Source organism: Curtobacterium sp. MCBD17_035 (assembly GCF_003234815.2).
In the GTDB taxonomy this organism is placed as follows: domain Bacteria; phylum Actinomycetota; class Actinomycetes; order Actinomycetales; family Microbacteriaceae; genus Curtobacterium.
Genome location: NZ_CP126279.1, coordinates 1439648 through 1454211, shown reverse-complemented (window position 1 = coordinate 1454211; position 14564 = coordinate 1439648). Strand labels below are relative to the sequence as shown.

Sequence of the window (14564 nt, the reverse complement as noted above, 5' to 3'; positions counted from 1 at the left end):
GCCGTCCGGTCGGCGCCACCACCTCCGCCCGTTGGACGACCGCTCACCGCCTGCCGGTCCCGCGACACGCTCCTTGACCGATCACCCCGGGTCCGCATTCAATGACCCCATGACCGGTCCTGTGCTCGAGCGACGACCCGGCGCGCCCGTCGCCGCCCTGGTGCTCGCGATCCTGCTGACGCTCACGGGATGCACCGCCGCGACCACCCGGGCATCCGGAGGCGAGCCCACGACTCCGTCCGCCGTCGCGCGCGACCCGTTGGCGACGTGGAACGCCGCCGTCGAGGACCGGGCGCACGCGCCGGCCCGGTGGGTGGCGGTCGGGGACTCCCTGAGCGAGGGGCAGGGCGCCTCCACCCGCTCCGACCGGTGGCTCGACCTGACCCTCGCCGCCCTGCGCGAGGCGCACCCGACGGAGGGCGCCGCCGGAGGAGCGGGATACCTGCCCGCCGAGTTCGCCGTGTACGGCCCGGACTCGACGTGGGGCGACTGGGCCAGCGCCACCACGGGGTCGACCAGCTTCGACGACAGCGTTCCCGACCTCGGGTACCGCGCGGTGCGCATGCTCCCCGGATCGTCGCGCACGTACACGTTCACCGGGACCGGCGTCGACATCTGGTGGACCCGCTACCCCGGATCCGGGTCCTTCACCTACCGGGTGGACTCCTCGTCCCCCGTGCAGGTCGACACCGACGGCGCCGCGAGCACCGGCACGATGACGAAGGTGGACGGGCTGGCCGCCGGGAAGCACACCGTGACCGTCTCGGCGCTCGGGACGGTCGACCTCGAGGGCTTCACCGTCTACGACGGCGATCGCGACCGGGGCGTCACCCTGCTCGACGCGACGCACTCCGGCGCGACCGTCGGCCTGTTCACGAAGGACGAGGCCGGGTTCCTCGGGGCGATGCGGCGTGCTGCTCCCGACCTCGTCACGATCACTCTGGGCGGCAACGACGCCAAGAGCCTGACCGCGGACCAGTTGCTGCCGGACTACGAACGCTTCGTTCGGGCGCTGCGGCGGTTGCCGTCCAGGCCGTCCGTCCTGGTGATCGGCGAGTTCGCGCCCGGTCCCTCCATGCAGGCGCAGCTGCGGGAGCCGTGGTCCGCCTACCGGGACGTCGCGAAGCGGGTCGCGGCGGCGACCGGCTCGGCGTACGTCAGCATCGCGGACGCGTTCCCCGGCGACCTCGCGTCGCGCCCCGGCATCTCGCCGACCGACGACCTGCACCCGGACGACCGGGGTCAGCGGACGATCAGCCGTGCCGTGCTCCGCGCGCTCCGTGACGGAGCACAGTGACGGTTGCCGTGCTCGCCGACGCCGGAGCCTGAGCGGCGGGTCGTCGGCGTGCCCTACGCTCAGGAGCGTCCGCACGACGCCGTGCGTGCCGAGCACAGCGAGGGGAACCGTGAACGCGTCGACGACGACCGGGCTGCGGGGCTGGTCCGCGCTCCTCGCGCCGACGGATCGCCGGCACCTCGCGGCCGCCGGACTCGTCGCGCGGATCCCGCTCGCCGTCGTCGGCTTCAGCGTCCTGTTCTTCGTCCGCTCGGTGACCGGGTCGTTCGCCGACGCCGGGTTCGCCTCGGGGGTGGCGATCGCCGCCAGTGCACTCACCGGGCCGGTGTTCGGCCGCGTCGCCGACCGTCGTGGGCAGCGCGGAGCACTCCTGGTCGCCGCCGTGGGGCACCCGGTCGCGGTCGTGCTCCTCGTCGCCGCCGGCACCACGCGCCAGTCCCTGGTGGTCCTCACCGTGGCGGTGCTCCTCGTCGGCGCGACGATCGTGCCGGCCGGGGCGTTCACCCGCGCGCGATGGACGGCGATGGTCGATGCCGGCAGCGGGATCCACCTGGCGTTCTCGCTCGAGGCGATCGCGGACGAGCTCGTCTGGGTCTTCGGGCCGGCCCTCGCGGCCCTCGTCTCGGCGGCGGTGGACCCGGCCGCAGGGCTGGTGGCGTCGGGCGTGTTCGGCGCCGCGGGGTGCCTGTGGCTCCGGCGCGGGGTCGGGCGCGGACCGACCGGGGGCGTCAGCGTGACACGGCGCGCGTTCGTCCCGTGGCGCTCCCGGCGCGTGATGGCGTTGTTGGTCTCGAGCGTGGCACTGGGTCTGACCTTCGGGGTCAACGACGTCACGGTCGTCGCGTGGGCGACGGAAGCGGGCCTCCCGCAGATCGCCGGTCTCGTGCTCACCGCGTACTCGATCGGCAGCGTGACCGGTGGTGTCCTCATGAGCGCCGTGCCGTCGCGGGTCCCGCCCTTCCGCCTGCTGCTCGCGGCTTCCGCGGCCGTCGCGGTGTTCTGGAGCGCGCTCGCACTGTCCCCCGGGCTCGGCTGGCTGTTCCCCCTCGGACTGTTCGCGGGCGCGACGATCACACCGTTCACGATCTCCACCAACCGGGTGCTCCACCAGGAGGTCCACGGCGCGGTGTTCACCGAGGCGGTGGCCTGGGTGAGCGCGTGCGTCGCCGGCGCGATGGCACTGGGGTCGTTCGTGGGCGGCGTCGTCGGTCAGGCCGACGGGGACGGATTCCGCGTCGTCGCGATCTCGGCGCCGGCCGTGTTGGTGGTCATCGCCGTCGCCACCGTGCTGCCGCCACGGCGTCAGCCGGGGTAGGCGCTCGCCGTGGCCGCGGTCCTCCCTGCGCGCCACCGGACGCGGATCAGCCGCGGTGCAGCACGGCCTCCAGCTGCTCGACGACGAGGTCGGGCCGGGTCAGGAACGGGTGGTGACCGGTCGGGAGATCCACGGCGCGGGTGGCGCGAGCGGCGTGGGACCGCTGCAACGCGACGGTCGTGCTCCGGTCCTCCTGGCAGACGAGGTACGTCGAGTCGACGCCCTGCCACCCGGCGGTGCTCGTCGGTGTGACGAAGGCCGCGGCCGCCTGGGCCGTCCGCCGCTCCCACGCCTCGCGTTGCACCGTCTCGTCGGCGTCCTGGAGGAACCGGGCGCCGAACGACGCCGCGTCGTAGCCGGACAGGTGGACGGTCCCGTCACCGCCGTCGGCGATCGTGACGGGGTCCGGTTCGCCGCTCATGACGCCGCCCTGCGTCTGGCCGACGTCGGGCAGGTACGACGACACGAGCACCAGGTGGGCGACGGCGGGGTGGGTCCCGGCCTCGGCGATGACGGTCCCACCGTAGGAGTGGCCGACGACGATCGCCGCGTCGAGGCCGTCGAGCACGCCGCGGAGCGCGGCGGCGTCGGCGACGAGTCCCCCGGCCACGTCGTCAGGCGCGGTCTCACCGCACGAGGGCAGGGCGACCGCCGTGCTGCGGACGCCGGTGCGCTCGCGGAGCAGCTCAGCCGTGGGGCCCCACCACCACGAGCCGTCGCGCACGAGCGCGCCGTGGACGAAGACGAGTTCCATCGGGGGTCCCTCCTTGCCGTGCGCGACCTGCGCACGTCGACCGTACGGCGGATCCGGCGTCAGCGGCGGTACGCCGTCCGGCGTCGTCCGAGGAGCGCCGACACAGCGGCGCCGAGCGCGACCATGAACCGCGACTCGGTGGGCTTCGCCGGCTCCACGGCGCGTACGGGTGCACGCGCCGCGATGTCGTGGAGGTTGTTGCGCTTGCTGCCGTCCCAGTTCGCGAACAGGTACGCCCCACCGAGGACCGAGAGGGTCCGGACCGGTGCGCGCCGCCAATCGGTCGCTTCGACGTAGTAGCCGGAGTGTCCCGCCTGGATGTTGCGGATGACCGCGTCGGCGTCCACGACGCCGGTCGACGTCACGACGGCGGTGATGCCCGTGCGGTCACGGGTCACGAATTCGATGCGATGGTGGGTCACGATGCGCTCAGGGGTTCGATGCCACGCCTGACCGCGGGGACGCGCCACGGCGACCAGGCTCTTCTACCGGAATCGCCATTGCTTCCACCGTCAGGATACGGGGAACCGACTGGGAACGGTGCGCGGGACGGTCACCGCCCGGATCAGTGGAAGGGACAGCGCGCACCGATCCCGCTCGGCCGCACCCGGACGCCCGACCGGGGCTTCGTCGGCATGCGACGGCGGTCGACGTCGAGTCCGGCGGCGAGGACCGTCACGCGGGGATCGCTCAGCGCCGCGACGGCCGCCGCGAGCCCGGCGATGGCGAGCTTCTCCCCGGGGCAGCGATGGCCACCGGTCACCGATGCGCCACCGTGCGGGACGAACGCGGGGAGCGCTTCGTAGTCGTCGACGCCGACGAACCGCTCCGGGTCGAACACGTCGGGCCGCTCCCACGAGCGGTCGTCGGTGTCCGTGCCGAGGATGTCGAGCACCAGTCGACCGCCCGCCGGCACCCGCGCGCCGTCGATCTCGACGTCCTGCACGGCGCGCGCCGGGAGCATCGGCACGAACGGCGCCGTCCGACGGATCTCCTGCGCGAACGCGGTCGCGAGCGGACCGCCGACCAGCGAGCCACGCGCCGCGGTCTCGTCGGCGATCCGCGTCCGCCAGTCCGGGCGGTCGTGCAGCGCCGCCGCGGCGAATGCGGCGAACCGCGCGACCGCGATCATCGGACGGAAGCTGTTCTGCAGCTCCACGCCGGCGGTGCGCGACGGGAGCAGCGCCCCCTGGCGGTCGCGGTGCCACGCCCACTCGTACAGGGCCGTGCCGGCAGCCGGGTCGAGTCGGCCGCTCCGGACGGCCTCGACGAGGCGCCGCGCGTGTCGGTCCGACCACAGCCGGTTCCGGACCGCGAGCAGGTACTCGGGCGAGTACGGCACGCCGAAGCCGTCGACGATCTGCGCGAGCCGTGCGGCCCACCGGGTCCTCGCCTCGTCCGTGCCCGGGAGGCCCGCCCACCGCATGCTCGCCCGTCCGTACGCGCCGACCGCGGCCCGGTACGCCGACCGCTCACCACCGGCGATCCACGCCGCGAGTTCCGCCCGCCACTCCCGGTCGAACAGGGGTGAGAGCCGCTCGACCTGGGCGTCCTCGTACGCGACGTCGACGAAGGTCGCCTTGCGGTGCCGGTGGTCGTCGCCGTCGAGACCGTGCACGGATCCCGGGCCGAACAGGGTCAGCCGGACGACGGCGGGCATCGCTCCGTGGCGACGGACCAGGCGTTCGTCGTAGAACGCCGCGACGCCCTCCGCCCCGCGGACGAGCAGTGCCCGGTCCCCGAGCAGGCGCATGGGGACCGACCGTGCGCCGGCGTCCGCGCGCCGCCAGATGTGCGCGCCGAAGCCGTAGCCGCGGGTCAGGAGGCCGATCGTGTCGTCACGGAGGACGTTGCGCGACGCCGTGGTGGATGCCATCGGTCCATCGTGCCGGGCCGGGTCTGCTCGGCTCCCAGGGGCGACGCCGGAGCTGTTCAGCGTTGATCGAGCAGCGCGAGGACCGTGACCGCGATGTCGTCTGGTCGCCGCACGGAGGTGTCGATCAGCACGTCCGCGGGGATCGACGGCAGGAGTCCCCGGAAGCGCCGGTGGGCCTCGTGGTGGAACGCGGCCACGCGGGACCGTCCTCGGGTGGCATCGGCGGCGGCACGACCGAACGTGACCTCCACCGGCGCGTCGAGGACCACCCAGGTCGGCGTGACCCCTGGTGGCAACGGTCGGGTGAGGGCGTCCCGTTCCTCGGCCGAGAACACGGGGCCGACGGCGATCACGACGTCGACCGCCGAGCGCATCCAGGAGGCGACGAGGGCACCGTGGGCCTCGTGCGCCGCGGCCCAGAGTCCAGAGTCGGCCGCTCCCCCGGCGACCATCGCGGCCACGTCGTCGACGTCGACGACCACGACGGTCCGCCCCCGGGCGCGGAGCAGGCGAGCGAGGGCGTCGGCGGTCGTGTCCTTCCCAACCGCGAGTGGACCGGTGACGACCAGGAGGTCCGGCATGCTCCCACGCTACGGCGTTCCGACACGCTGCGGCCGAGCACTACCGACGGGGCGTCGTCACCGATCCCCGGTGCTGCAGGGTCGGCGGGATGCGCGACGCCTCCGGTGTCCCCCCGTCGAGGATCTCGAGCAACATCGCGAAGGACGTCCGGGCCATCTCGCCCGACGGCAGGTCCACGTTCGACACGGGCGGCACGCAGTGCTCGGCATCGGCGTCGGGCGCGAGAGCGGTCACGGAGACGTCCCGCGGCACGTGGCGCCCGAGCTCGCGGAGCCGGTCGAGCACGGTCGGGAGCGCCGTCTCGTTGTGGACGACGAGCCCGGTGATGTCCGGGTCGAGCGCGAAGAGCCGTTCGAGCGACTCCGCGACGTCCGCCCGGGAGCCCCCGGTCGACACCCACGTGGCGGTGCCGCCCGCGTCGCGCACGGTCCGCAGCACGGCGTCCCGCGCGGTGACCGCGAACCCGAGGCCGCGGTCGAAGGTCTCGACCGCGTGTCCGACGTAGCCGATGTGGCGGTGGCCCTGGTCCATGAGGTTCGTCGCCTCGAGCGCCCCGGCAGCGGCGAAGTCGAAGTCGATCGACGGCAGGGTGACCGGCGGCCCCGGGGTGCCGAGCACGACGGTCGGGAACCCGAGCTGCTCGAGCAGGGCGACGCGGGCGTCCTCCGTCTCGACCTCCATGAGGATCACGCCGTCGACGAGCGAGCCCGCGGTCACCTCGCGGATCGCCTGGACCCCGTCCTCGGTGCTGAGGAGCAGCACGTGCTTGCCCTCCTGCCGGGCGGCGCTGAGGATGCTCAGGACGAACTCCATCTGCACACGCACCTGCGACTCCGGGCGGAGCGGGAGCGCGAGCGCGACCACGTTGGTGCGCCGCCGTCGGATCGACCGCGCGCCGGCGTGTGGGATGAACCCGAGTGCGTCGATGCTCGCCTCGACCCGCCGCCGGGTCTCCGCGGAGATCGGTCGGTTCCCGCTGAGCACGTACGACACGGTGCTCGTCGACACGCCCGCGTGCCGGGCGACGTCGGCGATGCGCTGCACTGGCACGGTGGGCCCTCTCTCTCCGCCCGGACCCGGACCGCGACGCGGTCGAACCCATTCGACGATAGCGCGGACGAGCCCCACGCGATGCCCTGGAACGCGCGCGTGTCATCGTCGAATTGTTTCGACGATTCTCTTGTGCTCGCTCCGGACGTGCAATAGCGTGACCGCCGTTGAGTGACGAAGGAGTTACGAGATGAGCAGTGTCGACGGCACGATCCGGGTCGCGATGATCGGACACGGGTTCATGGGCGCCGCCCATTCCCAGGCATGGCGCACGGCGCCGGTGGTCGCGGACCTGCCGCGTTCGGTGCGTCGATCCGTCGTCGTCGGCCGCGACGCCGCCCGTGCCGCGGCCGCCGCGGACCGCCTCGGGTGGGAGTCGAGCGCCACCGACTGGCGCGACGTCATCGCCCGCGACGACATCGACCTCGTCGACATCTGCACGCCGGGGTCCTCCCACGCCGAGATCGCGGTCGCCGCGCTCGAGGCGGGCAAGCACGTGCTGTGCGAGAAGCCCCTGGCCAACAGCGTCGCGGAGGCGGAGCGCATGGCCGCGGCCGCCGCCACGGCCGCGGACCACGGGGTCGTCGCGATGGTCGGCTTCAGCTACCGTCGCGTCCCCGCGCTCCGGTTGGCCCACGACCTCGTCCGGGCCGGGAGGATCGGGGACGTCCGCCAGGTGCGCGCCACCTACGACCAGGACTGGCTCGCCGACCCCGACGGACCGATGACCTGGCGCCTCGACCAGGAGCAGGCCGGCAGCGGCGCCCTCGGCGACATCGGAGCCCACGCGATCGACGCCGTCGAGTACGTGACCGGAGCGGCGGTGGAGCGGGTGTCCGGTCTCCTGCACACCTTCACGACCGAACGACCGGTGATGACGGAGGCCGTCGGTCTCGGAGGCCGCTCCGCCGCCGACGCCCCGCGGCGCCCGGTGACCGTGGACGACCTCGCCCTCATCACGGCGCGGCTGTCCGACGGCTCGATCGGCCAGTTCGGCGCCTCGCGCGTCGCGAGTGGTCAGAAGAACGCGCTCCGCATCGAGATCAGCGGCACGACCGGTGCGGTGGCGTTCGACCTCGAGCGGCTCAACGAGCTCGCCTTCCACGACGCCACCCTGCCGGAGACCGAACAGGGCTTCCGTCAGGTCCTCGTCACCGACCCCGGCCACCCCTGGGTCGACATGTGGTGGCCGGCGGGGCACGTCCTCGGGTGGGAGCACGCGTTCACCCATCAGGTCGTCGACCTCGTCACCGCCATCGCCGACGGCACCCGTCCCGAGCCGTCCTTCGCGGACGGCCTCCACGTTCAGCGCGTCCTCGACGCCGTCGCACGCAGTGCCGACGCCGACGGCAGCTGGGCCGACGTCCCCGCGGACTCCGCGGCCGACGTCCTCACCTGACCCGTCCCTCCCGACCGGCCCAGACCGACACAGCACGACCCGCCCGGCGACGAGCGCCGGGCCGGGCGCTCGACCACGCCCGCGCACCCGCGACCGGGCGCAGCACGACCCTCGCGCAGCCGCGAGGTCCCATCCAGGAAGCGAGCACCGCAATGAAGCGCAGCAGCAGCACATCCGTCCCCACCCGGGCGCGACGACGAGCCACCCTCGTCGGAGCGGCCGCCATCGCCACCACCATCCCGCTCGTCCTCGGCGGCTGTGCCACCGGCTCGAGCCCCGCCGCGAGCAGTGTGAAGAGCATCAGCGTGCTCGACTACTACAACCAAGGCAACGACAAGGTCGTCATCGGCAAGACGCTCAAGCAGTGCGGCAAGCAGATCGGCGTCACGATCAACCGCAACGTCGTGCCGGGTGCGAACCTCGTCCAGAAGGTCCTGCAGCAGGCGTCGTCGAGGACGCTGCCGGACGTGCTCATGCTCGACAACCCCGACCTGCAGCAGATCGCGGCGAGCGGTGCCCTCGCCCCGCTCAAGGACTACGGGATCTCGTCCAAGGGGTACGCCAAGGGCGTCGTGTCGGCCGGCACGTACAAGGGGAAGCTCTACGGGCTCGCCCCCACCGTGAACACGATCGCGCTCATGTACAACAAGAAGGACCTCAGCGACGCGGGCGTCCAGGTCCCCACCACGTGGGCCGAGCTGAAGACCGCCGCCGCCAAGCTGACGTCGGGGTCGCAGTACGGTCTGGCGTTCGACGCCAACGCCACGTACGAGGGCTCGTGGCAGTTCCTGCCGTTCATGTGGTCGAACGGCGGTGACGAGAAGCACCTCGACACCAAGGGCACCCAGGGCGCGTTGCAGCTCTGGACCGACATGGTCAAGAGCGGCTCGGTGTCGAAGGGCGCGCTCAACTGGACCCAGGCCGACGTGAACGACCAGTTCATCGCGGGTAAGACCGCGATGATGATCAACGGCCCGTGGCAGATCCCGGCCCTCAAGGCGAGCGGCATCGACTACGGCATCGCGAAGATCCCGGTGCCGAAGGCCGGCGACGACTCGGTCGCTCCGCTCGGCGGCGAGGTCTGGACCGTGCCGCAGACCGGTGACAGCGCCAAGCAGAAGGTCGCGGCGAAGGTCGTCAAGTGCCTCAACAGCGCGAAGAACCAGCTGTCCATGGCGAAGCAGCGGTACACGATCCCGTCGCGCACCGCGGTGGCGAAGCGGTTCGGCCAGCAGGTGCCGTCGGAGCAGGTGTTCGTCGACATGGTCGCGACGGCCCGGGCCCGCACGGGTGAGCTCGGCGCGAAGTGGCCGGCCGCCGCGACGAAGATCTACACCGCGATCCAGTCGGCGCTCACCGGGCAGTCGTCGCCCGCGGACGCGCTCAAGGACGCGGCGAACAGCTGATGACGGTCGACACCGCCGGCGTGCGGAGCCGGGCGACGGGGACGGGGGGCGGCTCCGAGCGGGACCGTCGCCCCGCCCCGGGGCCCCGGCGCGGCGCCGGGAGCCTCCGCCGCGAACGGGTGTTCCGGCTGCTGTTCCTCGCACCCGCCGTGGTCTACATGCTGTTGTTCTTCGGCTACCCCGTGGTCAAGAACATCGTCATGAGCTTCCAGGACTACACGACGACGACGTTCTTCACCGGGAGCGCCCCGTTCATCGGGCTCCGCAACTACGTGAGCGTCATCAGCGCGCACTACTTCGGCACCGCGCTGCTCAACACCGCCCTGTTCACGGTGATCTCCATCGTCGGTCAGTTCGTGCTCGGGCTCCTCATCGCGCTGTTCTTCAAGCGGTCGTTCCCGCTGAACGGTCTGCTCCGGTCGCTCCTGCTCCTGCCGTGGCTCCTGCCCCTCATCGTCTCGAGCGCGGTGTGGAAGTGGATCCTCGACCAGGACAGCGGCGTGCTCAACCAGGTGTTGCAGGGCCTGCACGTCGTCGCGGGGCCGGTCCCCTGGTTGACGAGCACGTCCATCGCGCTGCTCACGGTGATCGGCGTGAACATCTGGATCGGGATCCCGTTCAACACGACGATCCTGTACAGCGGTCTCCAGGACATCCCCGAGGAGCTGTACGAAGCCGGCTCCCTCGACGGTGCCACGGGCTGGAAGGCGTTCCGGCACATCACCTGGCCGATGCTCCGTCCGGTCGTCAGCGTCGTGCTCGTGCTCGGCGTCGTGTACACGATCAAGGTGCTCGACATCATCCTCGGGCTCACGAACGGCGGCCCGGCCAACTCCACCCAGACGATCGCCACCCAGTCGTACCAGCTGTCGTTCCAGCAGTTCAGCTTCGGCAAGGGCGCAGCGCTCAGCGACATCCTCATCGTCATCTCGGCGGTGTTCGCGGTCGTCTACCTGCGCGCCACGAGGAGGGCGATCGATGAGTGACCACGTCGTGGCACCGGACCAGGTGCTCACCGCCCCGACCCGCTCGCGGGCCGTCAGAGGGGCGACCACCCGCCGGACCGCCGCCGAGGCGGGGCGGCCGCGCCGGGCCTCCCGGAAGTGGATCCTGACCGTCATCGGGATCCTGATCCTGTGCGTCATGTTGTTCCCGGTCTACTGGATGCTCAACATCTCGCTCCAGCCCGCCGGACCCGCGATCGACGCCGCGTGGTTCCCGTTCCACGCTCAGTTCTCCGGGTACGCGCACGCGCTCGCCGACCAGGGCGGGAACCTCGTGACGAGCCTGCTCATCGCGGCGGGGAGCGTCGTCCTCAGCCTGCTCATCGCCGCCCCGGCCTCGTACGCGCTGGCGCAGCTCCGGATCCGGGGCGCGGACACGATCCTCTTCGGGATCCTCATCGCGCAGATGATCCCCGGGATCGTCGTCGCGAACGCCCTCTACACCGCCTACAACCAGCTCGGGCTCCTCAACTCGGTGCTCGGCCTGGTGCTCGCGGACTCGACCGCGGGGATCCCGTTCGCGATCATCGTCATGCGCGCGTTCATGGCCGGGATCCCGACGTCGATCATCGAGGCGGCGAAGATCGACGGCGCCGGCAACGTCCGGGCGTTCACCGCGGTCGTGCTGCCCATCAGCGTGAACGCGCTCGTCACCGCGGCGCTGTTCACCTTCCTGTTCACGTGGAGCGACTTCCTGTTCGCCCTGACGCTGACGACCACCCAGAAGATCCGGCCGATCACCCTCGGCATCTACCAGTACATCGGCACGTACACCGCCGACTGGAGCACGGTCATGGCGACCGCGGTCCTGGCCTCCCTGCCCGCGATCATCCTGCTCGTCATCGCGCAGCGGTTCATCGCGGCGGGCGCCACCGGCGGTGCGGTCAAGTGACCGCAACGCACCACGACACCACACCACCACGAGCAACGGAGCAACCGTGACCGACACCACCACCCCCATCCGCGTCGTCGTCTGGGGCGAGAACCGCCACGAACAGGTCGAGCAGCACGTCGCCGACCGCTACCCGGACGGCATGCACGGCGCGATCGCCGCCGGCATCACGAACTGGCTCGGCGACGCCGCGTCGGTGACGACGCACGTGTTCGACGAGCCCGAGCACGGCCTGACCGAGGAGGTCCTCGAGCAGACCGACGTGCTCACCTGGTGGGGCCACGCCGCACACGCCGAGGTCGACGACGAGGTGGTGGACCGCGTGCACCGGCACGTCCTCGCCGGGATGGGCCTCATCGTGCTGCACTCCGGCCACTGGTCCAAGATCTTCGGCAAGCTCATGGGCACCACCTGCACGCTCCGGTGGCGCAGCGAGCACGACCGCGAGCTCGTCTGGACGGTGAATCCGCAGCACCCGATCACCCGCGGCATCCCGAACCCGATCGTCATCCCCGAGCAGGAGATGTACGGCGAGTACTTCGACGTCCCCACGCCGGACGAGCTCGTGTTCATCAGCGGGTTCAGCGGCGGTGAGGTGTTCCGGAGCGGCATGACGTACCGCCGGGGCTTCGGCAAGGTGTTCTACTTCAGCCCCGGGGACCAGGACTTCCCCGTCTACCACCAGCCCGACGTGACCCACGTGATCGCGAACGCGGTCGAGTGGGCCCGTCCGGAGCGCGAGCGCGCGACGCCGACCCTGCTCCGGTACGACACGGACGACTTCTTCAACGGCAAGAGCTACCAGGGAGCGATCGAGGCATGACCGAGACCATCGACGCGGACCGCCCGGTCCGCATCCTGCAGGTCGGCGCGGGCGGCATGGGGCAGGCGTGGCTCCGGAACGTCGTGGCCAGTGCCGACGTCGAGCTCGTCGGCATCGTCGACCTCGTCCCGGAGACCGCGCGCGCCGGTGCCGAGCTCGTCGCCGCCGCCGGCGGCGGGACGGTGCCGACGGGTGCCGTGCTCGCCGACATGGTCCGGGAGGTCCGTCCCGACGCGGTCCTCGACGTCACGATCCCCCGCGCCCACCATCCGGTCACCACCGAGGCGCTGTTCCTCGGTCTGCCGGTGCTCGGTGAGAAGCCCGTGGCCGCCTCGGTCGCCGAGGGCCTGTCGCTCGCCGCGGCCGCCGAGTGCACGGGCGAGCTGTTCATGGTGAGTCAGTCCCGCCGGTACAACGACCACCTGACGCACCTCCGTGCCCTCACCGCCGAGCTCGGCGACGTCGGCGTCGTGACCCACACCTTCGCGAAGGCCCCGCACTTCGGGGGGTTCCGCGACGTGATGGACCACCCGCTGCTCCTCGACATGGCGATCCACCCCTTCGACGCGGTCCGCGCCCTGCTCGGACGCGATCCCGTGTCGGTGTACTGCGAGGCGTTCAACCCCTCGTGGAGCTGGTACCGGGGCGATGCCGCGGCGAGCGCCGTGTTCTCGTTCGAGGACGGCGTGCGGTTCGTCTACTCGGGCAGCTGGTGTGCCGCCGGCGCCGAGACGTCCTGGAACGGCGACTGGCGGGTGAGTGCCGCCGGGGGCACCGCGCTCTGGGACGGCGACGCGGCGCCCTCGGCCGAGCGGGCCGACGGGTCGCCACTCGTCGTCGACCCGCCGACGAGCACCCCACCGGAGATCGCCGGGTCGCTCGCGGAGTTCGTCACCGCGCTGCGGACCCGACGCCGTCCGCAGGGCGAGGTGCACGAGAACGTCGTCAGCCTCGCCATGGTCGAGGCGGCCGTCGAGTCGGCCGCCACGGGCCTCCCGGTCCGCATCGACGACGTGCTCGGCCGCGCGCTCACCACCGCGATCGCCGACGAACAGCGGGACGACGTGCGCGAACGGCTCCGGTCGTGGCCGTCCGTCCGGGAGGCCCTGGCCGCGCCCGCGGCGGAGGTCGCCTCGTGAGCGCCGCAGCCGGCACCCGCCCGGTCACGCTGTTCACCGGTCAGTGGGCCGACCTGCCGTTCGAGGAGGTGGCGCGCCTGGCCGGCGAGTGGGGGTTCGACGGTCTGGAGATCGCCTGCTGGGGGGACCACCTCGACGTCCGCCGCGCCGCGTCCGACCCGGAGTACGTCGCCGAGCGGAAGGCCGTGCTCGAGCGGAACGGGCTCGAGGTCCGGGCGATCGCCAACCACCTGGTCGGGCAGGCCGTGTGCGACGACCCGATCGACGCGCGGCACGAGGACATCCTGCCGCCGCACGTCTGGGGCGACGGTGACCCCGAGGGCGTCCGCCAGCGGGCTGCTCGCGAGATGCAGGACACCGCACGGGCGGCCGCGGCACTCGGTGCCCACACCGTGACCGGGTTCTCCGGGTCGGCGATCTGGAAGACCGTGGCGGGGTTCCCGCCGGTGCCCCCGGGGATGGTCGACGCCGGGTACCAGGACTTCCACGACCGGTTCGCGCCCATCCTCGACGTGTTCGAGGAGGTCGGGGTGCGGTTCGCGCTCGAGGTCCACCCGTCGGAGATCGCGTACGACTACTGGACCGCGAAGCGGACGCTCGAGGTGTTCGCCGACCGGCCCGCGTTCGGCTTCAACTTCGACCCGTCGCACTTCGTGTGGCAGGACCTGGACCCGGCCGCGTTCCTGCTCGACTTCGCCGACCGGGTGTACCACGTGCACTGCAAGGAGTCGGTCAAGCAACTCGACGGACGCAACGGTCGGTTGGCGTCGCACCTGCCGTGGGGCGATCCACGTCGCGGTTGGGACTTCGTGACCGCCGGGCACGGGGACGTGCCGTGGGAGCGGGTCTTCCGGGTGCTCAACGCGATCGGGTACGACGGCCCGACGAGCGTCGAGTGGGAGGACGCGGGCATGGACCGGCTCGTCGGGGGGCCCGAGGCGCTCGCGTTCGTCCGGGCACTCGGGCGGATCGCGCCGCCGGACGCCGCGTTCGACGCGGCGTTCTCGCGTTCGCGGTGACCGGGGTC

At 72.2% G+C, this 14564-nt stretch carries 14 protein-coding genes; 9 read left to right on the top strand and 5 right to left on the bottom strand.

Annotated features, from left to right (window positions below; translation table 11 throughout):
• The first annotated feature begins 109 nt into the window (after positions 1 to 109).
• Together DEI93_RS06875 and DEI93_RS06870 are read left to right on the top strand one after the other, a co-directional pair.
• Positions 110 to 1297, top strand: coding sequence for an SGNH/GDSL hydrolase family protein (locus tag DEI93_RS06875; protein WP_181435968.1), 1188 nt, complete (start codon positions 110 to 112; stop codon positions 1295 to 1297).
• A gap of 109 nt (positions 1298 to 1406) precedes the next feature.
• Positions 1407 to 2612 (top strand): MFS transporter, encoded by a 1206-nt coding sequence (locus DEI93_RS06870; RefSeq protein ID WP_181435969.1) that lies wholly within the window; start codon positions 1407 to 1409, stop codon positions 2610 to 2612.
• 46 nt (positions 2613 to 2658) lie between these two features.
• On the opposite strand, the gene DEI93_RS06865 is transcribed toward DEI93_RS06870, so the two are convergent.
• From DEI93_RS06865 to DEI93_RS06845, 5 genes are all read right to left on the bottom strand, one after another.
• Positions 2659 to 3366, bottom strand: coding sequence for an alpha/beta hydrolase (locus DEI93_RS06865; protein WP_111072064.1), 708 nt, complete (start codon positions 3364 to 3366; stop codon positions 2659 to 2661).
• Between the two features lie 59 nt (positions 3367 to 3425).
• Entirely contained in the window at positions 3426 to 3764 is a 339-nt protein-coding gene (locus DEI93_RS06860) for a hypothetical protein (protein WP_146244346.1), read from the bottom strand.
• Positions 3765 to 3931: 167 nt separating this feature from the next.
• Positions 3932 to 5242, bottom strand: coding sequence for a cytochrome P450 (locus DEI93_RS06855; RefSeq protein WP_111119132.1), 1311 nt, complete (start codon positions 5240 to 5242; stop codon positions 3932 to 3934).
• A gap of 56 nt (positions 5243 to 5298) precedes the next feature.
• The gene (locus DEI93_RS06850) at positions 5299 to 5823 is read right to left on the bottom strand and encodes an AAA family ATPase (protein ID WP_111048576.1); all 525 of its coding nucleotides are present in this window, start codon (positions 5821 to 5823) and stop codon (positions 5299 to 5301) included.
• A 40-nt stretch (positions 5824 to 5863) separates the two neighbouring features.
• Positions 5864 to 6874 (bottom strand): LacI family DNA-binding transcriptional regulator, encoded by a 1011-nt coding sequence (locus DEI93_RS06845; protein ID WP_111008739.1) that lies wholly within the window; start codon positions 6872 to 6874, stop codon positions 5864 to 5866.
• A 190-nt stretch (positions 6875 to 7064) separates the two neighbouring features.
• On the opposite strand from DEI93_RS06845, the gene DEI93_RS06840 reads away from it, so the two are divergent.
• From DEI93_RS06840 to DEI93_RS06810, 7 genes are all read left to right on the top strand, one after another.
• The gene (locus DEI93_RS06840) at positions 7065 to 8273 is read left to right on the top strand and encodes a Gfo/Idh/MocA family protein (RefSeq protein WP_258372158.1); all 1209 of its coding nucleotides are present in this window, start codon (positions 7065 to 7067) and stop codon (positions 8271 to 8273) included.
• A 152-nt stretch (positions 8274 to 8425) separates the two neighbouring features.
• Entirely contained in the window at positions 8426 to 9679 is a 1254-nt protein-coding gene (locus tag DEI93_RS06835) for a sugar ABC transporter substrate-binding protein (RefSeq protein WP_111008738.1), read from the top strand.
• The gene (locus DEI93_RS06830) at positions 9679 to 10665 is read left to right on the top strand and encodes a carbohydrate ABC transporter permease (protein ID WP_111008737.1); all 987 of its coding nucleotides are present in this window, start codon (positions 9679 to 9681) and stop codon (positions 10663 to 10665) included. The genes DEI93_RS06835 and DEI93_RS06830 overlap by 1 nt, the downstream gene beginning before the upstream one ends.
• Positions 10658 to 11575 (top strand): carbohydrate ABC transporter permease, encoded by a 918-nt coding sequence (locus tag DEI93_RS06825; protein ID WP_111036354.1) that lies wholly within the window; start codon positions 10658 to 10660, stop codon positions 11573 to 11575. The genes DEI93_RS06830 and DEI93_RS06825 overlap by 8 nt, the downstream gene beginning before the upstream one ends.
• Before the next feature lie 46 nt (positions 11576 to 11621).
• Positions 11622 to 12398 (top strand): ThuA domain-containing protein, encoded by a 777-nt coding sequence (locus DEI93_RS06820; RefSeq protein WP_111036353.1) that lies wholly within the window; start codon positions 11622 to 11624, stop codon positions 12396 to 12398.
• The gene (locus DEI93_RS06815; protein ID WP_111119133.1) at positions 12395 to 13537 is read left to right on the top strand and encodes a Gfo/Idh/MocA family protein; all 1143 of its coding nucleotides are present in this window, start codon (positions 12395 to 12397) and stop codon (positions 13535 to 13537) included. Before DEI93_RS06820 ends, DEI93_RS06815 begins: the two co-directional genes overlap by 4 nt.
• Complete coding sequence (locus tag DEI93_RS06810; RefSeq protein ID WP_111072153.1) at positions 13534 to 14556, top strand: sugar phosphate isomerase/epimerase family protein; 1023 nt, start codon at positions 13534 to 13536, stop codon at positions 14554 to 14556. The genes DEI93_RS06815 and DEI93_RS06810 overlap by 4 nt, the downstream gene beginning before the upstream one ends.
• The last annotated feature ends 8 nt before the right edge of the window (positions 14557 to 14564 follow it).